This window comes from Curvibacter microcysteis, assembly GCF_028649455.1.
Lineage (GTDB): Bacteria > Pseudomonadota > Gammaproteobacteria > Burkholderiales > Burkholderiaceae_C > Curvibacter > Curvibacter microcysteis.
Map to the genome: position 1 here is coordinate 441163 of NZ_JAQSIO010000003.1, position 25640 is coordinate 466802.

Below are 25640 nucleotides of genomic sequence, written 5' to 3' on the forward strand. Positions count from 1 at the left end.
TGCGGTGTGTGGGAAGGGGCCAATCCAGGCGCTGAGCCTGGGCGTGCTCAGCGCTCGCCTTTGCGGTAGGGCTTCATCAGGGCCTGGGGGTAGCTGGCTTTGCGCGCCACCACCACCAGCGCCAGGATGGACAGCGCATAGGGCAGCATCAGGTAGACCTGGTAGGGCAGGAGCGACTGGCCTGACTGCTGCAGGCGCAGTTGCAAGGCATCAAAGAAGGCGAACAGCAAGGCCCCCAGCAAGGCCTTGCCAGGACGCCAGGAAGCGAACACCACCAGGGCCACGCAAATCCAGCCCCGGCCATTGACCATGTTGAAGAAGAAGGCGTTGAAGGCCGATAGCGTCAAAAATGACCCGGCCACCCCCATCAAGGCCGAGCCGGCGACGATGGCGGCCGTTCGCGTGCGCGCCACGCTGATGCCCTGGCCCTCGGCAGCCTGCGGGTTTTCGCCCACCATGCGCAAAGCGAGGCCAGCCGGGGTGGCTTGCAGCCACCAGCCCAGCAGGGGAACGCAGATCAAAGCGAGCCAGGTGAGAGCCGTTTGGGCTGACAGAACGGGAATCCCCCATTCCTGCAAGGGGGCGAACGGTGTGATCGTGGGCGGGGTGCTCACCTTGGGAAAGCTCACCCGGTAGCCGTAATAGCTCAGGGCGGTGGCCAGCAAGGTGATGCCCAGCCCGGCCACATGCTGGGACAGGGCCAGGCCCACGGTCAGCAGTGCGTGTAGCAGGCCAAAGACCGCGCCCGTGCAGGCCGCCACCGCCACGCCACCCCACAGGGGCAGGCCCAGGTAAACCGCCAGCCAGCCGCTGAAGGCGCCCGCCACCAAAATGCCCTCGATGCCGAGGTTCAAGACGCCGGCACGTTCACACAGCAGCACGCCCAGCGTGCCAAAGATCAGCGGTGTGGCGATGCGCAGCACCGCGATCCAGAAGGCCTCTTGGGCCAGGAGGTTCATCCATTCCATCATTTGAGGCGCACCCGGTACTGCGTCAGCAAGGTGGCCACCAGCACCGCAATCAGCGAGGCCGCCACGATCACATCGGCGATGTAGGTGGGCACGCCCACGGCGCGACTCATGCTGTCGGCGCCGACCAACACCCCCGCCACAAACACGCTGGCCGCCAGCACGCCCAAGGGGTTCAGGCCCGCCAGCATGGCGATCACGATGCCGCTGTAGCCATAGCCCGGTGACAGGTCCAGGGTCACGTAGCTGGTGCGGCCGGCCACTTCCACCGCGCCGGCCAAGCCTGCGAGTCCGCCTGAGAGCACGGCCACCACCCAGGCCGTGCGGCCGGTGGGCACGCCTGCAAACGCCGCTGCACGCGCGTTGGCGCCGCTGGCGCGGATGTCAAAGCCCAGCACGCTGTACTTCATCAAGGCCCACAGGGCCCAGGCCAGCGCAGCGCCCAGCAGCAGTCCGGTGTGGACGCGGGTGCCTTCCACCAGCCGCGACAATTCCAGTTCGCTTTGCAAGGCCACGCTCTGCGGCCAGCCCAGGGCGCTGGGGTCTTTCATGGGGCCATCCAGCAGCGCCGATACCGCCAGCAGGGCCATGAAATTGAGCAGCAAGGTGGTGACCACCTCGTCCACGCCGAGCCGGGTTTTGAGCAAGGTCGGCCCCAGCAGCAGCAAGGCGCCGGCAGCGGCTGCCGCCAACAGCATCAGGGGCAACAACAGCGGCCAGGGCAGGGCCCAGCCGCTGCCATCGTGCATGCCGCCGACCGCCACCGCCGCCAGCGCCCCGGCGTAGAGCTGCCCCTCGGCGCCGATGTTGAACAAGCGCGCTCGAAAGGCGAGCGCAGCCGCCAGGCCGGTGAAGATCAAGGGCGTGGCCCGGGTCAGGGTCTCGCTCCAGGCAAACACCGAGCCAAAGCCACCGCGCAGCAGCAAGGCGTAGGTCTGCCCCACGGGGGCGCCAGCCCACAACACCAGCAAAGCGCTGATCAGCAGCGTGGCGCCGATGGCCCCCACAGGGGCCAGCAGCAGGGCCCAGCGGGAGGGGGTGTTTCGCTTTTCGAGTCTCATGCGGTGTGGGCGTTGAAGTCGTTGTGGGCGCCGGCCATGGCCAGGCCGATGGCGTCGCGCGTCCAGTCGGCCGCAGCACGGGCCTGGCTGATCTGACCGTGGTGCAGCACGGCGATGCGGTCGCCCAGGGCCAGCACCTCGTCCAGGTCGTCAGAGATCAACAGCACCGCAGCGCCCGCGTCGCGTGCCTCGATCAGCTGCCGCTGCACGTAAGCCACGGCACCAATGTCCAAGCCCCAAGTGGGTTGGTGCGCCACGATCAGGCTGGGGGGCTGACCCGCCTGAGCCCCGGCGGGCGGCAGCAGGGCCCGACCCAGGATGAGCTTTTGCATGTTGCCGCCCGACAGCGCCCGCGCCGGGCTCAGTGGGCCGCCGCCGCGCACGTCAAAGCGTTCCATCAGTTGCTGCGCCAAGGCCCGTGCGCTGCGCCGGCGCACCCAGCCCCAGCGCGACAGGCTGGGACTGCGCAGACGCTCGGACACGGCGTTCTCCCACACGGGCAGGTCGCCCACCACGCCCACGCCATAGCGGTCTTCGGGGATGCGGGCCACGCCTTGCTGCACCAGCCAAGCCGGTGAGGCGCGCCAAGCCTGGCCCTTGAGTTGCACCTGGCCCGCACTGACCTGCCGGGTGCCGCACAGCAACTCGGCCAGCGCCAGTTGGCCGTTGCCCGAGACACCGGCCACGGCCACGATTTCGCCCGCATAGAGGGTCAGCGAGGCCTGCTTCAGACGTTCGCGTTGCCGTGGATCGGTGTCGACGCCGGCGAGCTCGCAGACCACCCCACCGCGACCTGGGCTGGGCCGCCGTTGGGGCGCAGACACCGCATGCCCCACCATCCATTGCGCCAGTTGGGCCTGGCTGGTGCCCGCGGCTGCGGCCTGGGCCACCAGGCGGCCTCCACGCAGGACGGCCACGCGGTGCGAGACGCGCAGCACCTCCGCCAGCTTGTGGCTGATGAAGATCACCGACAGGCCCTGGGCCACCAACTGGCCCAGCGTGGCAAACAAAGCTTCGCTTTCCTGGGGGGTGAGCACGGCCGTGGGCTCGTCCAGGATCAGAATGCGCGCCCCCCGGTAGAGCGCTTTGAGGATCTCGACACGCTGGCGCTCGCCCACCGACAACTGCCCGACCCGGGCGTCGGGCTGCACCGTCAGCCCAAAGCGCTGCCCCACGGCCATCAGCCGTTCACGCGCCTGGGCCCGTGCCGACCAGGGGCGCCACAAGGGCTCGGTGCCCAGGATGACGTTGTCCAGCACGCTGAGGTTGTCGGCCAGCGTGAAATGCTGGTGCACCATGCCAATGCCGGCGGCCAGCGCAGCCTTGGGGTTGCCCGGCGGCAGGGGCTGGCCGTGCACGCTGATGTGACCGGCATCGGCCCGGTAGTGGCCAAACAGGATGGACATGAGCGTGGATTTGCCCGCGCCGTTTTCACCCAGAAGTGCCAACACTTCGCCGGGCCCCAGGTCCAGCGAGATGTCGTCATTGGCCACCAGAGCGCCGAAGCGCTTGGTGATGCCTTGCAGGCGCAGCACGGGGGCGACGACCAGGCTCATGGGCGCCTTATTTGGCGGAGGACTTGGGCTGGCTGTCGTCCACCTTGACGGTGAACTTGCCCGCCAGGATGTCCGCTTCGCGGGCCTTGACCTTGGCCACCACCTCGGCGGGCACCTTCTTCTCGAAGGTGCCCAGCGGCGCCAATTCCGAGCCCTTGTACTTCATCATCGAGTAGGGGCCGTAGTCCTCGGCGCTGAACTTACCGTCCTTGACCAGCTTCAGGGCGCGGTCGATGCTGGGCTCCATGTGCCACAGTGCCGAAGCCACCACGGTGTCGGGGTACTTGTCCTGGGTGTTGATCACATTGCCGATGGCCAGCTTGCCTTTTTCCTTAGCGGCGTCGCTGACGCCAAAGCGTTCGGCGTAGAGCACGTCGGCGCCCTGGTCGATCATGGCGAAGGTCGCTTCCTTGGCCTTGGGTGGGTCAAACCAGCTGTTGATGAAGCTCACGCTGAACTCCACCTTGGGGTTGACTTCCTTGGCGCCGGCCATGAAGGCGTTCATCAGGCGGTTCACCTCGGGGATGGGGAAGCCGCCCACCATGCCGATTTTGTGGCTCTTGGTCATGCCACCCGCGACCAGGCCGCTGAGGTAGGCCGGTTCCTGGATGAAGTTATCAAATACGCTGAAATTGGGGGCCTGGGGCTTGCCCGAGGAGCCCATCAAGAAACTGATCTTGGGAAAGTCCTTGGCCACCTTGCGGGCCGCCGCCTCCACGCCGAAGACTTCGCCCACGATCAACTGGTTGCCAGCCGCGATGTACTCGCGCATGACACGTTCGCAGTCCGCATTGGCCACGTTCTCCGAAGCCTTGTATTCGATCTCGCCGCGCGCCTCCGCCGCCTTCAAGGCCTTGTGGATGCGGCTCACCCACTGCTGCTCGAAGGGCACGGTGTAGATGGCGGCCACCTTGATCTTGGCTTGGGCCTGGGCCGGCAGCGTCGATGCGGCGGCCAGGGCCGCGACAGCGGTCATCACTTGGCGACGGGACAGAACGGAACGAACGGACATGAAAGCTCCTTGACGAGGGGTGAAAAGCTTCGCTGGCGCCAGGCCCGGATGGCCGCTGCGCCTTATTGGGTGCCGAAGATCCGATCGCCCGCATCCCCCAGGCCCGGCAGGATGTAGCCGTGCTCGTTGAGTTGGCGGTCGATGGAGGCGGTGTAGATGGCCACGTCGGGGTGGGCGGCCTGCATGGCGGCCACGCCTTCGGGGCATGTCAGCAGGCAGACGAACTTGATCGACTTGGGGTTCAGGCTCTTGAGCTTGTCGATGGCGGCAATCGCCGAGTTGCCCGTGGCCAGCATGGGGTCGACCACGATGACGTCGCGCTCGGTCATTTCCGAGGGCATCTTGAAGTAGTACTCGACTGGCTTGAGGGTCTCGGGGTCGCGGTACAGGCCGATGTGGCCCACGCGGGCGCCCGGCACCACGTTGAGCATGCCTTCCAGGATGCCGTTGCCCGCACGCAGGATGGACACGAAGACCAGCTTCTTGCCATCAATGACCTTGGCGGTCATGGTCTCCAGCGGGGTTTGCACCTCGATGTCTTGCAGCGCCATGTCGCGCGTGATCTCATAGGTCATGAGGCTGGCGAGTTCGCCCAGCAGGCGGCGGAAGCTGTTGGTGCTGGCTTCCTTGTTGCGCATCAGGGTCAGCTTGTGCTGAACCAAGGGGTGGTCAATGACGTGAACGTTGCTCATAAGAGGTCTCCAGGCAAAGGGGGTCAGGTGTCCCAAGCGCGTGGTCGGCCCAGGTGGGCCCCACGGTGCCCAGGGGCTTTAACGCAAGCCGTGTGCCAACCAGGGCGGCTGGCAGGTCAGGCGCACGGCTGGGGGCTTGGGGTGATCGGGGGCGGAGGGCGAGTCCTGCAGGGGGCCAGGGGCCGCGAAGGGGGCTGCAGACTGCGTTTGTGCCGGTCCGCAAGGGCCCGGACTCAGCCAGTTTGCTCTGCTTTTCGCAGCAAGCCAGGCCCGCCGCGACGAGGCACGCGCTTGAAATGCGCGCGGAGAATACCATGCTCGTGCCCCCGGGTGGTGCCGATCAGGCACCATTTTTGATCAAACGGTCAAGAAAATTGGGTGGTGCTGCACCAGCTTGCAGCGCCTGTTGAGTGCATTCTGACGCCCGTTGGTCGCCTTGGAAAGAGGGCCTGTCCCGAGCTGTGATCAGGCGCCCGGGCCTTCGCTGAGCAGGCGCGCGTACTGCGCCAAGTCCACATTGCCGCCGCTGACGATCAGGCCCACGCGGGCACCGCGCAGGTCCAGGCCGCCGTGCCGGGCGCCGGCCAGGCTCAGCGCGCCAGTGGGTTCGACCACCATCTTCATGCGTTCGGCATAAAAGCGCATCCCTTCCACCAACTGGGCATCGGTCACGGTCAGGATGTCACTGACCTCGCGCTGGATGATCGCAAAGGTCAACTGGCCCAGGTGCTGGGTCTGGGCACCGTCGGCGATGGTGCGCGGCGGCGCGATGTGCACCACCTGGCCCGCCCGCAGCGATTGCTGGCCGTCGTTCCCCGCTTCAGGCTCCACGCCATAAACCCGGCATTGGGGCGACAAAGCCCGCGCGGCCAAGGCACTGCCGGACAAGAGACCGCCGCCGCCCAGGCAGACCAGCAGCACGTCGAGTGGCCCCACTTCGTCGATCAGCTCCTTGGCAGCCGTGCCCTGGCCGCTGATCACATCCGCGTGGTCAAAAGGCGGGATCAGGGTCATGCCCCGCTCTTGGGCCAGACGCCGGGTGATGGCGTCACGGTCTTCGGTGTAGCGGTCGTAGGTGATGACTTCGGCGCCATAGCCGCGCGTGGCGGCCAGCTTGGCCGCGGGGGCGTCGGCTGGCATCACGATGACGGCGGGCATGCCCAGATCACGGGCTGACAGGGCGATGGCCTGGGCATGGTTGCCCGATGAAAACGCAATCGCGCCTTGGCGCCGCTGCTCAGGCGTGAAGCGGCTCAGCGCATTGAAGCCGCCCCGGAACTTGAAAGCGCCCATGCGCTGGAAGTTTTCACATTTGAAGAACAGCTGGGCACCGAGGGCCTCGTCGGCCTGGCGCGAGCGCAGCACAGGGGTGCGGTGGGCGACACCGGCCAGGCGTGCGGCAGCGGCTTCGACATCGGCGTAGGTGGGCAGGGTCAGATCGGTCATGGTGTGGTTGGGGCGTTGGGGCAGCAGAGGCGGGCAGGGCGGTCGACGCTTCGCGTCACTCAGCGGCTCTTGCTGCCGAAAATGCCACCCAGCACGCCGCGGATGATTTCCTTGCCCACGGTGGTACCCATGGTTCGCAGGGCTGATTTGGCCAGGGTCTGGGCCAGGCCGTCGCGGTGGCCGCCGCGTGGGCCGGTGGTGCCAAACAACACGTCGTTGAGCACTGAGCCCAGGCCACTGCTGGCGTCGGCGCTGCCAGCAGCTGGGGTCAGCCCAGGCAAAGTCGGCTTGGTGCCCGGCGCACTGGGGGCGGGCGGGGCGCTGGCGCTGCGGCCCTTGAGCACTTCGTAGGCGGATTCGCGGTCCACCGCCTTTTCGTACACCCCGGCGACCAGGGAGTTTTGCAGCAAGGCCTGGCGCTGGGCTGGCGTGATGGGGCCGATCTGGCTGCCCGGCGGCAGCACGTAGACGCGTTCGGTCTCGGTCGGGCGGCCCTTGGCGTCCAGCAGGCTGATCAGGGCCTCGCCCACGCCCAGTTCGGTGATGGCGGCCTCGATGTTGAGACCGGCCTTCGGGCGCATGGTCTGGGCCGTGGCCTTGACCGCCTTCTGGTCGCGCGGGGTGAAGGCACGCAGCGCGTGCTGCACGCGGTTGCCCAGTTGGGCCAACACGGTGTCGGGAATGTCCAGCGGGTTTTGCGTCACAAAGTAGACGCCCACGCCCTTGGAGCGCACCAGGCGCACGACCAGTTCGATGCGCTCGACAAGCACCTTGGGGGCTTCGTTGAACAGCAGGTGGGCCTCGTCGAAGAAGAACACCAGCTTGGGCTGGTCTGGGTCGCCGATTTCGGGCAGCTGCTCAAACAGTTCGGACAACATCCACAGCAGGAAGGTGGCGTACAGGCGCGGCGAGTTCATCAGCTTGTCGGCGGCCAGGATGTTGACCACGCCTTGGCCGTCCACCGTCTGCATCAGGTCGCTGATGTTGAGCATGGGCTCGCCGAAGAAGCGGTCACCGCCCTGGGTCTCGATCTGCACCAGGCCACGTTGGATGGCGCCCACGCTGGCGGCGCTGATGTTGCCGTAGCTGGTGGTGAAGTCGGACGCGTGCTCGGCCACATGTTGCAGCATGGCGCGCAGGTCTTTGAGGTCGAGCAGGAGCAGGCCGTGGTCGTCGGCGATCTTGAACACCAGGTTGAGCACGCCGCTTTGCGTCTCGTTGAGGTTCAGCATGCGGCCCAGCAGCAGCGGGCCCATGTCGGACACCGTGGCGCGCACGGGGTGGCCTTGCTCGCCAAACACATCCCACAGCGTGGTGGGGCAGGCCAGGGCGGTGGGCGTGGGCAGTTGGCGCTCTTTCAACGCAGCGGCCAACTTGTCGCTCAGGTGGCCGGCCTGGCTGATGCCGGTCAAGTCGCCCTTTACATCGGCCATGAAGACGGGCACCCCGATCTTGGAGAAGCTCTCCGCCAAGGTTTGCAAGGTGACGGTTTTGCCCGTGCCGGTGGCCCCGGTGATCAGGCCGTGGCGGTTGGCCAAAGCCGGCAGCAACTGGCATTGGGCGTGGGCATTTTGGGCAATCAGGATCGGTTCGGCCATGGGTGGGTGTGCGAAAAGTAAAATCAGGCCAGTAGATTAAACAATTAATGAAGGAACTCCCCCGTGGCTGGACACAGTAAATGGGCCAATATCCAACACCGCAAGGGCCGTCAGGACGAAAAGCGCGGCAAGGTCTGGACCCGCGTCATCCGCGAAATCATGGTGGCAGCCCGCACCGGTGGCGGTGATCTCACGGCCAACCCGCGCCTGCGCCTGGCCGTGGACAAGGCCAAGGCCGCCAACATGCCGGCCGACACCATCAAGCGCAACATCGACAAGGCCACGGGCAACCTCGAAGGCGTGAGCTACGAAGAAATCCGCTACGAGGGCTACGGCATCGGGGGCGCAGCCATCATCGTCGACACAATGACCGACAATCGGGTGCGGACTGTGGCTGAAGTGCGTCATGCCTTCAGCAAGCACGGCGGCAACATGGGCACCGAAGGTTCGGTGTCCTTCCAGTTCAAGCACTGCGGGCAGCTGATTTTTGCGCCCGGCACCAGCGAAGACAAAGTCATGGAAGTGGCTTTGGAAGCGGGCGCCGAGGACGTCATCACCGATGACGACGGCGCCATTGAAGTGCTGACCGCTTTCGCTGACTTTGAATCGGTCAAGAATGCGCTGGAGGCGGCAGGCCTCCAACCCGAGGTGGCGGAAGTCACCATGCGGGCCGAAAACACCATCGAGCTGGTCGGCGAAGAGGCGGCCAAGATGCAAAAACTGCTCGATATCCTTGAAGACCTGGACGATGTCCAGGAGGTCTATCACAACGCGGCACTGTAAAAGTAAGCATGAAAGTTCTAGTCATTGGCGGCGGTGGCCGCGAACACGCTCTGGCGTGGAAGCTCAACCAGTCGCCCAAGGTGCACAAGGTCTATGTGGCCCCTGGCAACGGCGGCACGGCCCTGGACAGCCGCCTGATCAACGTGCCCATCACCGATGTGAAGGCGCTGCGTGAATGGGCCCAGGCTGAAAAAATCGGCCTCAGCGTGGTTGGCCCCGAGGCGCCTCTGGCCGCGGGCGTGGTGGACGAGTTCCGCGCCCACGGGCTGCGTGTCTTTGGTCCGACCAAGGCCGCGGCTCAGCTGGAGAGCTCCAAGGCTTTCTCCAAGGCCTTCATGAAGCGCCACGGCATCCCGACCGCCGAATACGAAAGCTTCACCGACGCGGCACTGGCCCACGCCTATGTGGACGCCAAGGGGGCGCCGATCGTGGTCAAGGCCGATGGTCTGGCCGCAGGCAAGGGCGTGGTCGTGGCCATGACCGCTGCCGAGGCCCATGAGGCCATCGACTTCATGCTGCTCGACAACAAGCTGGGCGTGGTGCACAACGATGGCGGCGCGCGCGTCGTGATCGAAGAGTTCCTGCAAGGCGAAGAAGCCAGCTTCATCGTCTTGTGCGACGGCAAGAACGTCACCGCTTTGGCCACCAGCCAAGACCACAAGCGCCTGCTCGACGGCGACGAAGGCCCCAACACCGGCGGCATGGGCGCGTATTCGCCCGCCCCCGTGGTGACGGCGGATGTGCACGCCCGCGCCATGCGCGAGATCATCCTGCCCACCATCCGTGGCATGGAAAAGGACGGCATTCCCTACACCGGCTTCCTGTACGCCGGTCTGATGATCGATGCCCAAGGCCGTCCCAAGACGCTGGAATTCAACTGCCGCATGGGCGACCCAGAGACCCAGCCGATCATGATGCGCTTGAAGAGCGACCTGTCCGACGTGCTGTCGGCAGCTGTCGATGTCAAGCTCGACCAGGTCGAGTTGCAATGGGACCGCCGCACTGCGCTGGGTGTGGTCATGGCCGCTCACGGCTACCCCATGAACCCGCGCAAGGGCGATGTCATCACGGGCCTGCCCGCCGAGGCCGACGATGCCGTGGTGTTCCATGCCGGCACCGAACTGAAGGATGGCGAAGTGCGCGTCACCGGAGGCCGCGTGCTGTGCGTGACGGCTTTGGCCGACAGCGTCAGGCTGGCGCAGCAACGTGTCTACGAAGTGGCTGCGGGCATCCACTTCGATGGCGCCCAGTACCGCCGGGACATCGGCTACCGCGCTCTCAAGAGCTGAGATGAGCCAGTCGACCTCCGTTGAAGCCGTCAGCGCCTGGCTGCTGGGCTTGCAAGCCCGCATCACCGACGCTGTGGAGGCGCAAGAGCAAGCCGGAGGCGGCCAGGCCCGTTTCCTGGCTGACGCTTGGCACAAGCCCGAGGGTGAAAAGCTGCAAGGCCATGGCCTGACCAAGATCCTGGAAGGCGGCACCGTCTTCGAGCGCGCTGGCTGTGGCTTTTCGCATGTGCGTGGCCCCCAGTTGCCCCCGTCGGCGACGCAGCACCGGCCCGAATTGGCGGGTGCGCCCTTTGAGGCCATGGGCGTGTCGCTGGTCTTTCACCCGCGCAACCCCTATGTGCCCACCGTGCACATGAACGTGCGCATGATCGCCGCCACGCCGGCGGGCCAAGCGCCCGTGTGCTGGTTTGGGGGGGGCATGGACCTGACGCCTTTTTATGGCTATGACGAGGACGCACAGCACTTTCACGGCGTGTGCCGTGACGCGCTGGCGCCGTTCGGTGAGGACAAATACCCGCGCTTCAAGACCTGGTGCGACGAGTACTTCTTCCTCAAACACCGGCAAGAGGCACGCGGCGTGGGTGGGGTCTTTTTTGACGACTTCTCAGCCCTTGGTTTGGAGGGCAGCCTGGCCATGACGCAGGCCGTGGGGGATGCGTTTTTGAGCGCCTACCTGCCCATCGTGGAGCGCCGCCGCGACCAGCCCTATGGCGAGCGCGAGCGTGAGTTCCAGCTGTACCGCCGAGGCCGCTATGTGGAGTTCAACCTGGTCTGGGACCGGGGGACCCATTTTGGACTGCAGTCGGGTGGTCGCACCGAGTCGATTTTGCTGTCCATGCCCCCGTTGGCCAGCTGGTCTTACCAGCGCCAGAGCGAGCCGGGCTCGCATGAGGCGCAATTGACCGATCACTTCCTGGTGCCCCGGGCGTGGGTCTGAGCCACGCGCAGCCCCGCATCGGCGTCTTTGGTGGGGCTTTTGATCCGCCCCACCTGGCGCATGTGGCCCTGGCCGGCGCGGCCTTGACGCAGCTGGGACTGACCCGGTTGCACATCCTGCCCACGGGCCGGCCCGCCCACCGCAGTCGCCCTGTGAGCGCTGGCGAACACCGGCTCGCCATGGCCCGTCTGGCTTTTGCCGAACTGCCGGATGTGGTGGTCGACGCGCGCGAATTTGCACGCTCTGGCCCCAGTTACACCGTCGACACCCTGGACGAATTGCAGGGCGAATACCCCGGCTCACAACTGGTTTTGATCATCGGTGGCGACCAAGCTGCGGCCTTTCCGCAGTGGCACCGTTATCAGGACATTTTGCACAAAGCTATAATTTCGGTAGCTGGCCGCGAAAATTCTGCGAAGGCCGGCGGTCTATTTGAGCTCCAACATCCCCCGGGAGGGCGATGGGAGCCGCTGCAATGGCCCCTCATGTCCGTGAGTGCAACGGACATCAGGTGGCGCGTCGCCTCAGGTCTGGACATTCACCATCTGGTTCCAGCCGGCGTTGCGCGCTATATTGAACAACATCATCTTTACAAATCCGCCTGATGACCACCTCCACGGACTCCACCGCCAAAAAAGACATCCAGAAACTCCAGCGGGCCATCGTCGATGGCCTGGAGGACGTGAAGGCCCAAGACATCCAGGTGTTCAACACCGAAGCCCTGTCGCCGCTGTTTGAGCGTGTGATCGTGGCCTCGGGCACCTCGAACCGCCAGACCAAGGCCCTGGCCGGCAGCGTGCGCGATGCTGTGCGTGAAGCCGGCTTCAACAAGCCCCGCACCGAAGGCGAAGAAAACGGCGAATGGATCATTGTGGACTGCGGCCAAGCCGTGGTGCATGTGATGCAGCCCGCCATTCGCCAGTACTACCGCTTGGAAGAAATTTGGGGTGCCACCCCGGTTCGCTTGAAGCTGGGCGCGCCCAAGCCTGAGGTCGAAGCCAAGCCCGCAGCCAAGAAGGCTGCAGCCAAAAAGGCCGCTGCCAAGAAGGCGGCGCCTGTGGCCACCACCCCGGCCAAGGCCGCGGCTCAGGCCGCTAAGGCGCAAAAGGCCGAAAAGGCGGCCCCGGCCAAGTCGGCTGCCAAGCCGGCCGCCAAGACCAGCGCTGCCAAGCCCACCGCTAAGACGCCTGCCAAGAAGACGGCACCGGTCAAGGTGGTCAAGGTCGGTACGCCCGTGGCCGGTCTGCCCAAGGCTGGCGCGCGCAAGACGACGGCTGCGCCGGCTCGCAAGAAGCCCGCCAAGGGCTGATCCCGCGCGCCATGAAGTTGGTGATTGTGGCGGTCGGGCAGCGCGTGCCCGACTGGGCCCAGACGGCCTGGGACGACTATGCCAAACGCTTCCCCTTCGAATTGAAGGTGGAACTCAAGGCGGTCAAGACCGAGCCGCGCGGCTCCAAGACCCTGGAGACGCTGTACGCCGCGGAACGCGAGCGCATCGAGGCGGCGATTCCCCGAGGCGCGCGCATTGTGGCCCTGGACGAACGTGGCACCTCGCTGACCACGCTGGCGCTGGCGAGCAAACTCAAAAACTGGCAGCTTGAAGGCGATGACGTCGCCCTCGTGATTGGCGGGCCCGACGGCTTGGATCCGGCGTTTCGCCAAGCGGCCCATGAGCGCATTCGCCTGTCTGATCTGACCCTGCCGCACGCCATGGTGCGCGTGTTGCTGATTGAGCAGCTGTACCGGGCCTGGTCGGTCAACGCAGGTCATCCTTACCACCGCGAGTGAGTTCCCCCGGGTGCCTGCCCATCCCCGGCAGGGACTCGGCATGGCAACCCTGTTTTTCTGGCTGGAGTCCCTCTGATGGCGAAGTCTGACTTTCTTTACCTGGCCTCCCAAAGCCCACGCCGGCGCCAGCTGCTGGAGCAAATTGGCGTGGCGCATCAGCTGCTGCTGCCCAATGTGGACGGCGACCTGGGTGAAGACGCCGAGGGCCTGGAGGCGGTGCGCCCAGGTGAAGCGCCGGCATCCTATGTCGAACGCGTCACTGGGCTCAAGCTGGACGCGGCGCTGGCGCGCCTGAAGCGCCGCGGTCTGCCGCCGGCAGCGGTGCTGTGCTCAGACACCACCGTGGCCTTGGGGCGTCGGATCTATGGCAAGCCGGATGACGCGGCCCATGCCCAGGCCATGCTGGCCGAACTGGCGGGGCGCACGCACCGTGTGCTGACGGCGGTGGCGGTGCAGCAAGGGCGCCGACGGCTCTGCGTCGTGAGCGAATCCAAGGTCACTTTCGCCCCCATGACTTCGGCCCAGATCAAAGCCTATGTCGCCAGCGGCGAACCCTTGGGCAAAGCCGGTGCCTATGGCGTGCAAGGCCAAGCGGCGGCCTTCATCTCGAAGTTGAGTGGCAGCTATTCGGGCATCATGGGACTGCCCGTGTTCGAGACCGCCCAGCTGCTGCGCACGCTGGGCTGGAAGCTCTGATCCCAGGCGCGCTGAGCGCCTTTTTTATTTCGGAGACCAAGCCATGCAACAAGACATCCTGATCAACTGGTCGCCCCAGGAAACCCGGGTCGCCGTGATCGAAAACGGGGCCGTCCAGGAGATGCACATCGAACGTCCGCTGGAGCGCGGTCTGGTCGGTAATGTCTACCTGGGCAAGGTGACCCGGGTCTTGCCCGGCATGCAGTCGGCCTTCATCGACATTGGCCTGGACCGTGCCGCCTTTTTGCATGTGGCCGATGTCTGGCAAAAACATGCCGAAGGCGAAGCCCCGCCCCCGCGCCAAAGCCAGCCCCTGGTGCCCATCGAGCGCCAGGTGTTCGAGGGGCAAGCCCTGATGGTGCAGGTCATCAAGGACCCGATTGGCACCAAGGGCGCCCGCCTGTCCACACAGATCAGCATCGCTGGGCGCTTGCTGGTGTTTTTGCCGCAGGACGAACATGTGGGTGTGTCGCAAAAGATCCTGCCAGGCGAGCGCGAAGCCTTGCGTTCACGGCTGCAAGCCCTGGTGGGTGAGAAGGCCACGGGCGGCGGCGGCGGCTTCATCCTGCGCACCAATGGCGAGGACGCCAGCGATGCCGAATTGGCGGAGGACATTGCCTACTTGCGCAAGGCCTGGGCACGCACCAAGGACGCGTCGCTGCGGCTGCCGCCAGCCTCGCTGTTGCATGAAGACTTGAACCTGCTGCAGCGTGTGCTGCGCGATCTGGTGGGCGAGCAGACCCAGACCATCCGCATCGACTCCAAAGAGCAGTCCGAAAAGCTGCGGGCCTTTGGCCAGGAGTTCATGCCCTCGGCGGTGGCCAAGCTCCAGCACTACAAAGGCGAGCGCCCCATCTTTGACCTGTTTGGTGTCGAAGAAGAAATCGCCCGTGCCCTGGGGCGCCGCGTGGACTTGAAGTCGGGCGGCTACCTGATCGTGGACCAGACCGAGGCCTTGACCACGGTGGACGTCAACACCGGCGGCTACGTGGGCGCGCGCAATTTCGATGACACCATTTTCAAGACCAACCTGGAAGCCGCGCAGGCGATTGCGCGTCAACTGCGTTTGCGCAACCTGGGCGGCATCATCATCGTGGACTTCATCGACATGGCGCGCGAGGACCACCGGGAAGCGGTGCTGGGTGAATTCCGCAAGCAACTGGGCCGCGACCGCGTCAAGACCATGATCGGTGGCTTTTCGCAGCTGGGCCTGGTCGAAATGACCCGCAAGCGCACCCGCGAGTCCCTGGCCCACATGCTGTGCGAGCCCTGTGCTTTGTGCCACGGCTCGGGCCAGGTCAAGACGCCGCGCAGCGTGAGCTACGACATCCTGCGCGAGATCTTGCGCGAGGCGCGCCAGTTCAACCCGCGCGAGTTCCGCATCGTCGCCTCACCCAATGTGGTGGAGTTGTTCCTGGACGAGGAGAGCCAGCACTTGGCAGGCCTGTCGGATTTCATCGGCAAGCCCATCTCGCTGCAGGCCGAGAGCGCCATGGGGCAGGACCAGTACGACATCGTGCTGTTGTGAGCGGGGGCAGGCACATGGCAACCAGCACGGCATGCGCGACCTGGCGACATCAGGCTTTGGGCGCGCAGTTGTTGACAGCCCAGCTCGGCGGAGAGCGGCCTTTGTTGTACCTCAGCCCCTTGTCGGCTTGCCAGCCCTTGCAGCCCGCGCGCGGTGGTGTGCCGGTGCTGTTCCCCCAGTTCGCGCAGTGGGGTCCGGGCCGCAAACATGGGTTTGCGCGTCAGCTGGACTGGCAATGGGTGGGCCCCGACGAACCGGAGGCGGACCGCTTGAGTTATGGGCTGGACGTGTTGCCCGGCCAATGGGACGGCTGGCCCCATGCCGCGCAGTTGCGGCTGGACACCCGGCGCTGGGCCGACAGCCTGGATTGGTCGCTGCAGGTGCGCAACACGGGCCAAAGTGCCTTTGACTGGAGTGGCGGCCTGCACCCCTATTGGGCGGTGGAGGATGTGTGGGCGACCGAATTGGATGGCTTGCAAAGCTGCCCAGGGCGGGATCAGCTCAGCGGCCTGGCCTTGTCCCCACAGGCGGCGCCTTGGCGCTGGGGCCAGGAGGGCATGGAATGCCTGTTCGATGGCCTGCCTGACTTGACCCTTCGGTGTGCCACGCACGAACTGCAGTTGTCGGGCAGCGGTTTCACGCAATGGATGGTGTGGAACCCAGGCGCGGCGCTGGCGGCTGGCCTGACCGATTTGCCGCCGGGCGACGAGCGCCGGTTCATCTGTGTGGAGCCGGTCTGTGCGAGCCGGCCGCAGCACCTGGCGCCGGGGCAGACCTTCACCGGCACCTTGTCCGTGCGTTGGCAGGCGCGGTCCTGAAGGTTTCAGTCCTGATTTGACTCAGTCCGCAGCGGCGGCGGCGCTGTGCCCGCTTTGGGTTTGCAGCCGGGCGTAGAGGCCTTGCTGGGCCAGCAACTCGGCGTGGGTGCCTTGCTCGGCAATGCGGCCATCGGCCATCACCACCACGCGGTCTGCGTGTTCGATGGTGGACAGGCGGTGCGCGATCACCACCGTGGTCCGGCCGGCCATCAGTCGGTTCAAGGCCTCTTGCACCAGGCGCTCGGACTCGGTGTCCAGTGCCGAGGTGGCTTCGTCCAGGATCAGGATCGGCGCGTCCTTGTACAGGGCGCGCGCAATCGCCAGGCGTTGGCGTTGCCCGCCCGAGAGCTGATTGGCGTTGTGGCCCACCGGGGCGTGGATGCCGGCGCTCTGGCGCGCCAGGTAGTCGCCCAGATTGGCAGCTTGAAGACAAGCCAGCACGCGGGCTTCGTCCACAGGCTGGCCCATGGCCACGTTCTCGGCAATGCTGTCGTTGAACATCACCACATCCTGGCTGACCAGGGCGAACTGTTGCCGCAAGGCGCCCAGTTGCCAGTCTTCCAGCGGCATGCCATCCAGCAAGACCTGGCCGGCTTTGGGGCGCACAAAGCGCGGCAACAAATTGGCGAGGGTGGTCTTGCCAGAACCCGAGGGGCCGACCAACGCCACCACCTCGCCCGGGCGGATGTTCAAGCTCAGCTGGTCCAGTGCAGGCGGGCCGTCGGCCAGGTACTGAACCGTGACATCGCGCAGCTCCAGCTGGCCTTGGACGCGTGCCTGGGTGTGATGGCCTTCGGTCTCCGGTTGCACCTGCTCGATCAGGGCCAGCCCACGCTCCAGTGCGGCCAGGCCGCGCGTGAGCGGGTTGGCGAGGTCCGCCAGGCGTCGGATCGGGGCGATCAGCATCAGCATGGCCGTGATGAAGGCCACAAAGCCGCCCACGGTGATGGCGGCTTGGTCCTGGTTGGCGCCCGCCTGGCGGCCTTGCCACAGGGCCACGCAAATCACGGTGCTCAAAGCGCCTGCCGACAACAACTGGGTCAGTGGCGTCATGGCCGAGGACGCGATCGTGCCCTTGATGGCCAGGCCGCGCAGGCTTTGGCTGAGCCGTTCAAAGCGCCCGGCTTGGGCTGCTTGGGCGCCGTGCAGGCGCACCATGCGGTGGGCCAGAACGTTTTCTTCCACCACATAGGCCAATTCGTCGGTGGCGGCTTGGCTGGCCTTGGTCAGGGTGTAGAGCCGGCGCGACAAGGTCTTCATGACCCAGGCCACGCCCGGCACGACCACCCCCACGATCAGGGTCAGCTGCCAGTTCAGGTACAGCAGGTAGCCCAACAGCGCCAGCAGGGTGAAACCATCGCGCGAGAAGCCCAGCGCTGACTGCACCAGCAACTGGGCGCCGGTTTGCACCTCGTACACCACCGTGTTGGACAGGGCGCTGGCACTTTGCTCGCGGAACAGGCGCAAATCAGCACTCAGCAGGCGTTGAAACAAGTCCTTGCGCAGTCGCATCATGCCGTCATTGGCGATGCGAGCCAGTGCGTACTGGGCCACAAACTGGGCCAGGCCGCGCACGGCAAACAGCCCCAGCAAGGCCAGCGGCACAAACCACAGCGGCAGCGTGCCCTTGGTGAAGCCTTGGTCCAGCAGGGGTTGCATCAGCGCGGGAATCAAGGGTTCCGTGCCGGCACCCACCAGGGTGGCCAACACGGCCATGCTCCAGGCCAGGCCTTGGTGGCCGAAATACGCGTTGAGACGGGCCAGTCTTTGGCGCAGGGGCAGGGTGGGTTGGGGGGCGTCGGGATGGGGCATCGTAGGGGGGGATTCTACGGGCCCGCTTCGCCGAGGCTGGAGGCCTGCGGGGCGCAGGATCGTCCGGCCACTTCACGCACTCTTTACCCTGAGGCCAGGGCGAAGGTCAAACCGCTGCGGTGTACAGTACACATTTTGTGACAGTGCTTTTTGGGCAGTGTGTAACATAGCTCCTTTTGTCGCGGCGACCGATCACCAGCCGCCCCGGCCAATTCCCGTGTTGTCACCTGACCACCACTGCGAATGAACCTCCAAAGCCCCGTTTCTTTCTCCCCCTCTTCCTCACCCTTTGCCGCGCGCCGGTCCGTTTTGGCGGCGCTGGCCCTGTCGGTGGCTGGCCCGGCGCTGGCTCAGTTTCGAGTCGAAGTGTCCGGTGTGGGCCTGACCCAATTGCCCATCGCCGTGGCGCCCTTCAAGGGTGAAACGGCGATGCCGCAGCGTCCGGCCGCGATCATCCAGGCCGATTTGGAGCGCAGCGGCCAGTTCCGCCCCGTGGACGCTTCCGGCCCTGCGCTGGATGAAACCACCCGGCCTGAGATGAGTTTTTGGCGCCAACGCAGCACCGACTCCCTTGTCACCGGCAGCATCACCCGCTTGGCAGATGGCCGCTACGACGTGCGCTTTCGCCTGTGGGATGTGGTGCGTGGGCAGGACCTGGGGGGCCAGAGCTACGCCGTGCCTCAAGCCGATTTGCGCCTGGTGTCGCACCGCATCGCTGACTTTGTCTACGAAAAACTCACGGGTGAAAAAGGTGTTTTCTCCACCCGCGTGACCTATGTGACCAAGGCTGGCCAGAAGTACAACCTCTGGGTGGCTGATGCCGATGGTGAAGGCGCCCAGTCGGCCCTGACCAGCCCGGAGCCCATCATTTCGCCGGCCTGGTCCCCGTCGGGCGGGCAGATCGCCTATGTGTCCTTCGAGTCGCGCAAGCCGGTGGTGTATGTGCACGATGTGGCCAGCGGCAAGCGCCGTTTGATCGCCAATTTCAAGGGCTCGAACAGCGCCCCCGCCTGGTCGCCCGACGGGCGCCAGTTGGCCGTCACCCTGACCCGCGACGGCGGCAGCCAGCTCTACACCATCGACGCGGTCAACGGTGGCGAGCCGCGCCGCCTGGTGCAAAGCAATGGCATTGACACCGAGCCGGCCTACGCGCCGGACGGCAAGACCATTTACTTCGTCAGCGACCGAGGCGGCGCGCCGCAGATCTACCGGGTGGCGGCGGGCGGCGGCAGCGCCGAGCGCGTGACCTTCACGGGCAGCTACAACATTTCGCCCACCTTGAGCCCAGACGGGCGTTGGCTGGCGTACATCTCCCGGGTGTCCGGGGCCTTTAAGCTGCATGTGATGGAACTCAGCAGTGGTTCTGTCACGGCCATCACCGACACTTCGGCAGACGAGTCCCCCAGTTTTGCCCCCAACAGCCGCCTGTTGGTCTATGCCACGCAACAGGGTGGTCGTGAGGCCCTCATGACCACCACCCTGGACGGCAAGATCAAGGCGCGTTTGGCGGGGCAGGGCGGTGACATCCGTGAGCCCGATTGGGGCCCGTTCCAAAAATCTTGAGGAGCGCCAGGCCATCAGGCCCAGCCTCTTTTCTTTGACTTCTCAGCTTCGGCTGTTCTCCTTCTTTTTTTCAGGAGTTTTTCATGATTCAACGTTTTTCTCTCACTTTGATAGCCGCCGCTTTGGTGGCGGGTTGCAGTTCTGGCGTCAAGCTGGACCAAGCCCCCGTTGAGGAGCGCAACACCGGTGCCGTGAGCACCAGCGGCAGTGGCACCGGCAATGGCGCGGGCACCTCGCAAAGTGCGGTTGCAGGCGTCGACCTGTCGGCCAACGCCAACAAGAATGCCGGCCCGGCCGGTGTTGAGCGCATCGTGTACTTCGATTACGACAGCTACACCGTCAAGCCCCAGTTTCAATCGCAGCTGGACGCCCATGCCCGCTTCCTGAAGGCCAACAGCGCTCGCAAGGTCGCCCTGGAAGGTCACACCGATGAGCGCGGTGGCCGTGAATACAACCTGGCCCTGGGTCAAAAGCGTGCTGAAGCGGTTCGCCGTGCCCTGACTTTGTTGGGCGTGTCTGACAGCCAACTGGAAGCGGTGAGCTTTGGTAAGGAAAAGCCGGCTGCGATGGGTACCGATGAAGCCTCGCTGGCGCAGAACCGCCGCGTTGAAATCTCCTACCGTTGAGGTCTTGCATGCGCAGCCCATCGAATCACGCCCTGCGCGTGTTGTCTGCTGCCGCGCTGGCATGCGCGGCCTTGCTGGCCCAACCCAGCCACGCGGCGCTGTTTGGCGACGATGAGGCACGCAAGGCCATTCTTGACCTGCGCCAGAAGGTCGATTCCAACGCCCAGCGTCAGGACTCGGAAAACCGCCATGCGGCCGAAGAGCTGGCCCAGTTGCGGCGCAGTCTGCTGGAGCTGCAGTCTCAAATCGAGACCTTGAAGTCCGAGCAGGCCAGCCTGCGGGGGCAGAACGAGCAATTGGCGCGGGATGTGTCAGAGCTGCAGCGCCGTCAAAAAGACATCGCCCAGGGCGTGGATGACCGCTTGCGCCAGTTTGAGCCCGTCAAAGTGTCCGTGGATGGGCGTGAATTCCAGGCCGATCCGGCGGAGAAGAAGGACTTTGAAGCCGCGCTGGCGCAATTCCGCCAGGGTGCCTTCCCGCAGGCTCAGACGGGCTTTGCGGAGTTCATTCGCCGCTACCCGCAAAGCGGCTACTTGCCGACAGCGCTGTTCTGGCTGGGCAATGCCCAGTACGCCACACGTGACTACAAGGAGGCCGTGGCCAACTTCAAGTCCCTGTTGGCGGTGGCCTCTGAGCACCCACGCGCGCCTGAGGCGGCGCTGTCCATTGCCAACTGCCAAACGGAGTTGAAGGACAGCAAGAGCGCCAAGAAGACCTTGGAGGACCTGATCAAGGTCTACCCGCAATCCGAAGCTGCTGCTGCCGCGCGTGAGCGACTGGCCCGCCTGAAGTGATTGGCGTGGCTGAGGGCCTGACGGTGGCTCAGATGGACGCAGATCTGGAGCGCCGCTTTGGTGGTCTGGCGCGCCTGTACGGGGTGGCGGGTGCGCAGCGCATCCGGGCCGCTCACGTGGTGGTCGTGGGCATCGGTGGCGTGGGGTCCTGGACGGCGGAAGCGTTGGCCCGCAGCGGTGTGGCAGCGCTCACCCTGATCGACCTGGACAACGTGGCGGAGTCCAACATCAATCGCCAGATTCACGCTTTGGGCGCCACGGTGGGGCAGGCCAAGGTCGACGCCATGGCGGAGCGCATTGCGGACATCCACCCCGGCTGCCGGGTCACGCGGATCGAAGACTTTGTGACGCCCGAGAACTGGGAGGCTTTGTGTCCCAGCGGAGTCGATGCGGTGATCGATGCGTGTGATCAAGTCAAAACCAAAACCGCGCTGGCGGCCTGGGCACGCCGGAAGAAGGTGCCCTTTGTCAGTGTGGGGGCGGCTGGGGGCAAGCGCCTGGCGCATCTGGTGGACATCGATGATTTGTCGGTCACCACCCATGACCCTTTGCTGGCCCAACTGCGTTACCGACTGCGGCGCGAACATGCGGCGCCGCGAGACGGCAAACGCATCGGCGTGTCCTGCGTGTTCAGCCGTGAAGCGGTGGCGCCGCCGGACGCATCCTGTCAGTTGGAAGGGGATGGCAGCCTGAATTGCCATGGTTATGGCTCCGTGGTCAGCGTCACGGCGACCTTTGGTCAATGTGCGGCGGGGTGGGTCTTGAACGAATTGGCCAAGAATTCTGAAAAAGCCCCAAAAACCACGCTATAATTTGAGGCTTGCTGATGCAGAGGTAAACTTACTTTTGTTGACGCTGATGGGACGTTAGCTCAGTTGGTAGAGCAGCGGACTTTTAATCCGTTTGTCGTGGGTTCGACCCCCGCACGTCCCACCAAATTTTAAAAAGCGCTCTGGCTTCCGGCTTGAGCGCTTTTTTGTTTGTCCTGGCGGGCAGATGTCGCATTCGTTTACGCGCCCGTCCATTCTGAGCACTTACAATCATGGGTTGGCCTGGCTGAGTCAGGCTGGAGGGTATGCACTTGGCGCTGACAGGTTTGGCGCAGCCTGGTGGGCTTGGGGTGTGACCTGTTGTTGCGCGCTGCTGCCCCCTCGCTTGTGTGAGGCGCTGTGAGTGCTGTGCCCGGACGTGATTCTGGCGCGGTACTCGGTTTCGTGGACGGTTGGCGCTTGTCGGCTTGACCCGGTGTCTACCTGGTCTCGGCGCTGTCTCCCGTTGGAACTTTGATGACTTCAAGCGTTGCGAATCGAATGCCCTTGGTGGATGCCCTCAAGGGCCTGGCCTGCGTGCTCATTGTCAGCCACCATTTGGCCTTTTACGGCCCCATGTCGGATGTGGCCCTGCCTCTGGCGCCTGGCCTGATCTCGTGGCTTTACGACTACGGGCGTTTTGCGGTTCAGGTTTTCTTGGTGGTGGCGGGCTTTTTGACGGCCGGCCAGTTGTCTCGCTTTGCCCGTTCTGGGCAGCGCATCCCTGTTTTGTCTTTGTTCTGGCAGCGCTATTTGCGGCTGGCGGTGCCTTATGTGGCGGCCTTGCTGGTCGCCCTTGTGATGGCGGCTGTGCTGCGTCCCTGGTGGCACCATGAGTCCCTGCCCAGCAAGCCTGATTTTTGGCGGGTGCTCTCGCACGTGTTCATGCTGCATGGCTGGGTGGGGCATGAGTCCCTGTCGGCGGGGGTTTGGTACGTGGCCATTGACCTGCAGCTCTATGCTTTGGCGGTGCTCGTGTTTTTTGTCGGGCAAAAGCTGGCAGGGCCCCATGAGCCAACGGACTTGGCTGGGCGCGCTCGTTTGACGGCTTGGGTGGTCAGCTTGACCACGGTGCTGATGTTGGCTTCCTTGTTCTTCTTCAACCGCGACGCGGGATTTGACGTCACAGGGGTCTATTTCTTCGGCGCTTATGCGCTGGGTTTGATGACCCGTTGGGCCTCGGGTCGGCGTCACCCCTGGGCTTGGCTGGCCGCGCTCTGGGCAGTGGCCTGTCTGGCCCTGATGTTGGAGTTCCGCGAGCGCATTGCGGTGGCCTTGCTCACGTCTGTGGTCCTGGGTTGCGTGTTGCTGCGTGGCGCTTGGGCCTGGTTGAACCACGCGCTGCTGTCCTGGTTGGGGCGAATCTCCTATTCGGTGTTCCTGATCCACTTTCCGGTTTGCCTGGCTTTCAATGCGGTGTGGGCGCATTTCTTCCCCGCCCAGCCTTGGCTGAATGTCATGGGCATGGTCTTGGCGCTCATGAGCAGTCTGATTTGTGGTCACGCGTTCTATGCGCTGGTGGAAGAGCGCGGGAGCACGCGCTTGATTGGCTTGTTGGCGGCCCGTCGCTGAGTCGGGTTCTGGTGATCTGGGCCGGCGCTTCGGGCGCTATGGGCCCTCTGAAGGCGGATCGCGACGAGCTGATCCGCTTTTTTTTCGGGCTTCTGCGCCTGTTTCGGCAGGTTCAAGGCGGCTACAGTGGGGTTTTGACGTCCATGAGGCGGGGGTTCAAGTGCGCGATCTGATGCGGGTTCGAGTGATGGGCGCGGGCGGCTGGCTGTGGCGATCGTTGGCATTGCTTGGTTTGGCTTTGGTGTCTGTTTCCCAAGTCGGCGCTCAAGCTGTCATGCCGGCCCCGGACTCCATGGCGGCCCGGGTGTTGGCCTGCACCGCCTGCCATGGCCCTGATGGTCGGGCCACGCCGGATGGCTACTTTCCGCGTCTGGCGGGCAAGCCAGAGGGCTACCTCTACCACCAGTTGCTCAACATTCGCGATGGGCGCCGCCGCTATCCCCAGATGGCGGGCTTGCTGGAGCACCTCAGCGATGCCTACCTGCGTGAAATGGCGGGATACTTTGCTCGCTTGGACTTGCCGTACCCGGCGCCGCGACCACCTGTGGTCGATACAGCGACGCTGACCTTGGGGCGTCGCTTGGTCGAGCAGGGCGATGCCCAGCGTCGGCTGCCGGCCTGCGTTCAGTGCCATGGCGCAGCCATGACGGGCGTGGCGCCGGACATTCCGGGGCTGCTGGGGCTGCCCAGGGACTACCTGAACAGCCAACTGGGCGCTTGGCAGACGGGGCAGCGCCAAGCGCAGTCGCCTGACTGCATGGCGGCTGTGGCACGTTTGCTCAGCCCCGAAGAGGTCAGTGCGGTGACCGCCTGGTTGGCGTCGCAGCCGCTGCCCAAGCCCTCCCATGCGGCGGCTGGATTGCCCAAGCCGCTGCCCGCTCGCTGTGGCGGGGTGAGCCTGGAGGTCAAACCATGAAGCGCGCTTTGCATGGCTTGCTGGTGTTGGTGAGTGTCACCCTGGGTTTGGTGGCTTGGGTCGCCTGGCTCAATGTGCGCGCAGAGCTGCCGGTGGATGAGGTCATGCCACCGACGGCCAGCGCCCAGCTGGTCGCCCAGGGGGCTTATTTGGCCAAGGCGGGCAATTGCATGGCCTGCCACACGGTGCAGGGTGGGCCGCCTTATGCGGGCGGCCGAGGGATTGAGACCCCGTTTGGTGTGGTCTACAGCTCCAACCTCACGCCGGACGAGGCCACCGGCCTGGGGCTTTGGTCGCCCAGTCATTTCTGGCGCGCCATGCACCACGGCCGATCGCGCGATGGGCGGCTGCTGTACCCGGCTTTTCCTTACACCGAGTACACCCGCGTGTCGCGCGCGGACTCGGATGCGCTCTATGCCTATTTGCGCAGCCTGCCGCCGGTGGCTCAACCTAACCGTGCGCATGATTTGGGGTGGCCCTACCGCAGCCAGGCCGCCCTGGCGGTGTGGCGTGCGCTGTATTTCAAGCCGCTGGACTGGGAGGCGCAGCCGGCGCAGAGCGCGGCCTGGAATCGCGGCGCTTATCTGGTTCAGGGTTTGGGACATTGCGCGGCCTGCCATACGCCGCGGGACGCTTTGGGTGGTTTGGACGCCGCTCGGCCTTTGCAGGGGCAGATGTTGCCAGTGCAACGCTGGTATGCCCCATCGCTGACTGATCCGGCAGAGGCGGGGGTGATGGGCTGGTCAGCCGAGGAAGCGGTGCGCTTGCTTCGCACCGGTGTCAATCAGCATGCCGTGGTGACCGGCCCGATGGCAGAGGTGGTGTTTCGCAGCACCCAGCACCTGAGTGACCAGGATTTAAGCGCCATGGTCGCCTACCTGCAGGCTTTGCCGGTGCAGCCGGCGGAGCCGGTGGCGGCCTTGCCCTCTGTCCCGGTTCAAATCAAACGAGGTGCTCAGCTCTATGGCCAGCACTGCGCCGCCTGCCACGGCGAGCAGGGCGAGGGGGTGCCGGGTGCCTATCCTGCTTTGGCGGGCAACCGGGCGGTGACGATGGGGCAGCCTGCCAATCTCATTCGCATGGTCTTGCAAGGCGGCTACGCCCCCGCCACGGAAGGGAATGCTCGCCCGCATGGCATGCCACCGTTCCGCCACCAATTGGCGGATGACGAAGTGGCGGCCGTGGTGTCCTACCTGCGGTCGGCCTGGGGGCACCAGGCTGGACCGGTCTCCACGCTGGACTTGGTGCGGGACCGGGGCGCTGAATCACGCTGAGTTCCGCTGAGGGCTGGCTGGTGTGCCCACCCGGGCTGCAGGTCGGTTCCGCTTGACATGGTGATCGGCAGCGGCGGCAGGGCGGTGTTTGCGATAGGATGC

24 protein-coding genes and 1 tRNA gene are annotated in these 25640 nt (G+C 65.2%); 17 read left to right on the top strand and 8 right to left on the bottom strand.

The genetic code is table 11. The features are described 5' to 3' along the window. Positions 1–47: 47 nt before the first annotated feature. The 7 genes from PSQ39_RS10615 to PSQ39_RS10645 form a co-directional block, all read right to left on the bottom strand. The gene (locus tag PSQ39_RS10615; RefSeq protein ID WP_409242023.1) at positions 48–968 is read right to left on the bottom strand and encodes an ABC transporter permease; all 921 of its coding nucleotides are present in this window, start codon (positions 966–968) and stop codon (positions 48–50) included. Further along, the gene (locus PSQ39_RS10620) at positions 968–2029 is read right to left on the bottom strand and encodes an ABC transporter permease (protein ID WP_273926742.1); all 1062 of its coding nucleotides are present in this window, start codon (positions 2027–2029) and stop codon (positions 968–970) included. Before PSQ39_RS10620 ends, PSQ39_RS10615 begins: the two co-directional genes overlap by 1 nt. Further along, the gene (locus tag PSQ39_RS10625) at positions 2026–3585 is read right to left on the bottom strand and encodes an ABC transporter ATP-binding protein (RefSeq protein ID WP_273926743.1); all 1560 of its coding nucleotides are present in this window, start codon (positions 3583–3585) and stop codon (positions 2026–2028) included. Before PSQ39_RS10625 ends, PSQ39_RS10620 begins: the two co-directional genes overlap by 4 nt. A gap of 7 nt (positions 3586–3592) precedes the next feature. Next, positions 3593–4597 carry a BMP family protein gene (locus PSQ39_RS10630; RefSeq protein ID WP_273926744.1) on the bottom strand — a complete coding sequence of 335 codons (1005 nt, stop codon included), beginning with the start codon at positions 4595–4597 and terminating at the stop codon, positions 3593–3595. 62 nt (positions 4598–4659) lie between these two features. Next, on the bottom strand, positions 4660–5289 hold the full coding sequence (upp, locus tag PSQ39_RS10635) for a uracil phosphoribosyltransferase (protein ID WP_273926745.1): 630 nt from the start codon (positions 5287–5289) through the stop codon (positions 4660–4662). Positions 5290–5754: 465 nt separating this feature from the next. Next, positions 5755–6735, bottom strand: a complete 981-nt coding sequence (locus PSQ39_RS10640; protein WP_273926746.1) for a threo-3-hydroxy-L-aspartate ammonia-lyase — start codon at positions 6733–6735, stop codon at positions 5755–5757. A 59-nt stretch (positions 6736–6794) separates the two neighbouring features. Then, on the bottom strand, positions 6795–8333 hold the full coding sequence (locus PSQ39_RS10645) for a helicase HerA-like domain-containing protein (protein WP_273926747.1): 1539 nt from the start codon (positions 8331–8333) through the stop codon (positions 6795–6797). A 63-nt stretch (positions 8334–8396) separates the two neighbouring features. Here PSQ39_RS10645 and PSQ39_RS10650 point away from each other — a divergent pair, with 63 nt between their 5' ends. From PSQ39_RS10650 to PSQ39_RS10690, 9 genes are all read left to right on the top strand, one after another. After that, entirely contained in the window at positions 8397–9116 is a 720-nt protein-coding gene (locus PSQ39_RS10650; RefSeq protein WP_273926748.1) for a YebC/PmpR family DNA-binding transcriptional regulator, read from the top strand. An 8-nt stretch (positions 9117–9124) separates the two neighbouring features. Then, complete coding sequence (gene purD, locus PSQ39_RS10655) at positions 9125–10405, top strand: phosphoribosylamine--glycine ligase (protein WP_273926749.1); 1281 nt, start codon at positions 9125–9127, stop codon at positions 10403–10405. A 1-nt stretch (position 10406) separates the two neighbouring features. Continuing rightward, a complete protein-coding gene (gene hemF / locus PSQ39_RS10660; protein ID WP_273926750.1) occupies positions 10407–11342 on the top strand; it encodes an oxygen-dependent coproporphyrinogen oxidase in 936 nt (311 codons plus the stop codon). Further along, on the top strand, positions 11333–11947 hold the full coding sequence (gene nadD, locus PSQ39_RS10665; protein ID WP_409242017.1) for a nicotinate (nicotinamide) nucleotide adenylyltransferase: 615 nt from the start codon (positions 11333–11335) through the stop codon (positions 11945–11947). Before hemF ends, nadD begins: the two co-directional genes overlap by 10 nt. After that, positions 11947–12651 carry a ribosome silencing factor gene (gene rsfS, locus PSQ39_RS10670; RefSeq protein WP_273926751.1) on the top strand — a complete coding sequence of 235 codons (705 nt, stop codon included), beginning with the start codon at positions 11947–11949 and terminating at the stop codon, positions 12649–12651. The genes nadD and rsfS overlap by 1 nt, the downstream gene beginning before the upstream one ends. An 11-nt stretch (positions 12652–12662) precedes the next feature. Beyond that, a complete protein-coding gene (gene rlmH, locus PSQ39_RS10675; protein WP_273926752.1) occupies positions 12663–13130 on the top strand; it encodes a 23S rRNA (pseudouridine(1915)-N(3))-methyltransferase RlmH in 468 nt (155 codons plus the stop codon). Positions 13131–13205: 75 nt separating this feature from the next. Continuing rightward, positions 13206–13826 (top strand): Maf family protein, encoded by a 621-nt coding sequence (locus tag PSQ39_RS10680; protein ID WP_273926753.1) that lies wholly within the window; start codon positions 13206–13208, stop codon positions 13824–13826. A gap of 43 nt (positions 13827–13869) precedes the next feature. Beyond that, a complete protein-coding gene (gene rng / locus PSQ39_RS10685; RefSeq protein ID WP_273926754.1) occupies positions 13870–15354 on the top strand; it encodes a ribonuclease G in 1485 nt (494 codons plus the stop codon). A gap of 14 nt (positions 15355–15368) precedes the next feature. Further along, positions 15369–16172, top strand: a complete 804-nt coding sequence (locus PSQ39_RS10690; RefSeq protein WP_273926755.1) for an aldose epimerase family protein — start codon at positions 15369–15371, stop codon at positions 16170–16172. A gap of 21 nt (positions 16173–16193) precedes the next feature. Here the strand turns inward: PSQ39_RS10690 and msbA are convergent, their stop codons facing one another. After that, the gene (gene msbA, locus PSQ39_RS10695; protein ID WP_273926756.1) at positions 16194–17984 is read right to left on the bottom strand and encodes a lipid A export permease/ATP-binding protein MsbA; all 1791 of its coding nucleotides are present in this window, start codon (positions 17982–17984) and stop codon (positions 16194–16196) included. Between the two features lie 243 nt (positions 17985–18227). Between msbA and tolB the strand changes: the two genes are divergently transcribed. The 8 genes from tolB (at position 18228) to PSQ39_RS10735 (ending at position 25538) form a co-directional block, all read left to right on the top strand. Then, positions 18228–19547: a Tol-Pal system beta propeller repeat protein TolB gene (gene tolB, locus PSQ39_RS10700; protein WP_273926757.1), complete on the top strand. Its 1320-nt coding sequence runs from the start codon at positions 18228–18230 to the stop codon at positions 19545–19547. An 83-nt stretch (positions 19548–19630) separates the two neighbouring features. After that, the gene (gene pal, locus PSQ39_RS10705) at positions 19631–20173 is read left to right on the top strand and encodes a peptidoglycan-associated lipoprotein Pal (protein ID WP_273926758.1); all 543 of its coding nucleotides are present in this window, start codon (positions 19631–19633) and stop codon (positions 20171–20173) included. Positions 20174–20181: 8 nt separating this feature from the next. Then, on the top strand, positions 20182–20967 hold the full coding sequence (gene ybgF / locus PSQ39_RS10710; RefSeq protein ID WP_273926759.1) for a tol-pal system protein YbgF: 786 nt from the start codon (positions 20182–20184) through the stop codon (positions 20965–20967). Positions 20968–20999: 32 nt separating this feature from the next. Beyond that, positions 21000–21779 (top strand): tRNA threonylcarbamoyladenosine dehydratase, encoded by a 780-nt coding sequence (locus PSQ39_RS10715; RefSeq protein ID WP_273926942.1) that lies wholly within the window; start codon positions 21000–21002, stop codon positions 21777–21779. A 48-nt stretch (positions 21780–21827) separates the two neighbouring features. Continuing rightward, a tRNA-Lys gene (locus tag PSQ39_RS10720) sits at positions 21828–21903 on the top strand. A gap of 350 nt (positions 21904–22253) precedes the next feature. Continuing rightward, positions 22254–23348 carry an acyltransferase family protein gene (locus PSQ39_RS10725; RefSeq protein WP_273926760.1) on the top strand — a complete coding sequence of 365 codons (1095 nt, stop codon included), beginning with the start codon at positions 22254–22256 and terminating at the stop codon, positions 23346–23348. Between the two features lie 187 nt (positions 23349–23535). Then, positions 23536–24264: a c-type cytochrome gene (locus PSQ39_RS10730; RefSeq protein ID WP_273926943.1), complete on the top strand. Its 729-nt coding sequence runs from the start codon at positions 23536–23538 to the stop codon at positions 24262–24264. Continuing rightward, on the top strand, positions 24261–25538 hold the full coding sequence (locus PSQ39_RS10735; RefSeq protein ID WP_273926761.1) for a c-type cytochrome: 1278 nt from the start codon (positions 24261–24263) through the stop codon (positions 25536–25538). Before PSQ39_RS10730 ends, PSQ39_RS10735 begins: the two co-directional genes overlap by 4 nt. Positions 25539–25640: the final 102 nt, after the last annotated feature.

Coding starts and splice junctions, on each gene's coding strand:
- PSQ39_RS10615 (WP_409242023.1), bottom strand. CDS start 968: ATGGAATGGATGAACCTCCTGGCCCAAGAGGCCTTCTGGATCGCGGTG.
- PSQ39_RS10620 (WP_273926742.1), bottom strand. CDS start 2,029: ATGAGACTCGAAAAGCGAAACACCCCCTCCCGCTGGGCCCTGCTGCTG.
- PSQ39_RS10625 (WP_273926743.1), bottom strand. CDS start 3,585: ATGAGCCTGGTCGTCGCCCCCGTGCTGCGCCTGCAAGGCATCACCAAG.
- PSQ39_RS10630 (WP_273926744.1), bottom strand. CDS start 4,597: ATGTCCGTTCGTTCCGTTCTGTCCCGTCGCCAAGTGATGACCGCTGTC.
- upp (WP_273926745.1), bottom strand. CDS start 5,289: ATGAGCAACGTTCACGTCATTGACCACCCCTTGGTTCAGCACAAGCTG.
- PSQ39_RS10640 (WP_273926746.1), bottom strand. CDS start 6,735: ATGACCGATCTGACCCTGCCCACCTACGCCGATGTCGAAGCCGCTGCC.
- PSQ39_RS10645 (WP_273926747.1), bottom strand. CDS start 8,333: ATGGCCGAACCGATCCTGATTGCCCAAAATGCCCACGCCCAATGCCAG.
- purD (WP_273926749.1), top strand. CDS start 9,125: ATGAAAGTTCTAGTCATTGGCGGCGGTGGCCGCGAACACGCTCTGGCG.
- hemF (WP_273926750.1), top strand. CDS start 10,407: ATGAGCCAGTCGACCTCCGTTGAAGCCGTCAGCGCCTGGCTGCTGGGC.
- rsfS (WP_273926751.1), top strand. CDS start 11,947: ATGACCACCTCCACGGACTCCACCGCCAAAAAAGACATCCAGAAACTC.
- rlmH (WP_273926752.1), top strand. CDS start 12,663: ATGAAGTTGGTGATTGTGGCGGTCGGGCAGCGCGTGCCCGACTGGGCC.
- PSQ39_RS10680 (WP_273926753.1), top strand. CDS start 13,206: ATGGCGAAGTCTGACTTTCTTTACCTGGCCTCCCAAAGCCCACGCCGG.
- rng (WP_273926754.1), top strand. CDS start 13,870: ATGCAACAAGACATCCTGATCAACTGGTCGCCCCAGGAAACCCGGGTC.
- PSQ39_RS10690 (WP_273926755.1), top strand. CDS start 15,369: ATGGCAACCAGCACGGCATGCGCGACCTGGCGACATCAGGCTTTGGGC.
- msbA (WP_273926756.1), bottom strand. CDS start 17,984: ATGCCCCATCCCGACGCCCCCCAACCCACCCTGCCCCTGCGCCAAAGA.
- tolB (WP_273926757.1), top strand. CDS start 18,228: ATGAACCTCCAAAGCCCCGTTTCTTTCTCCCCCTCTTCCTCACCCTTT.
- pal (WP_273926758.1), top strand. CDS start 19,631: ATGATTCAACGTTTTTCTCTCACTTTGATAGCCGCCGCTTTGGTGGCG.
- ybgF (WP_273926759.1), top strand. CDS start 20,182: ATGCGCAGCCCATCGAATCACGCCCTGCGCGTGTTGTCTGCTGCCGCG.
- PSQ39_RS10715 (WP_273926942.1), top strand. CDS start 21,000: ATGGACGCAGATCTGGAGCGCCGCTTTGGTGGTCTGGCGCGCCTGTAC.
- PSQ39_RS10725 (WP_273926760.1), top strand. CDS start 22,254: ATGACTTCAAGCGTTGCGAATCGAATGCCCTTGGTGGATGCCCTCAAG.
- PSQ39_RS10730 (WP_273926943.1), top strand. CDS start 23,536: ATGGGCGCGGGCGGCTGGCTGTGGCGATCGTTGGCATTGCTTGGTTTG.
- PSQ39_RS10735 (WP_273926761.1), top strand. CDS start 24,261: ATGAAGCGCGCTTTGCATGGCTTGCTGGTGTTGGTGAGTGTCACCCTG.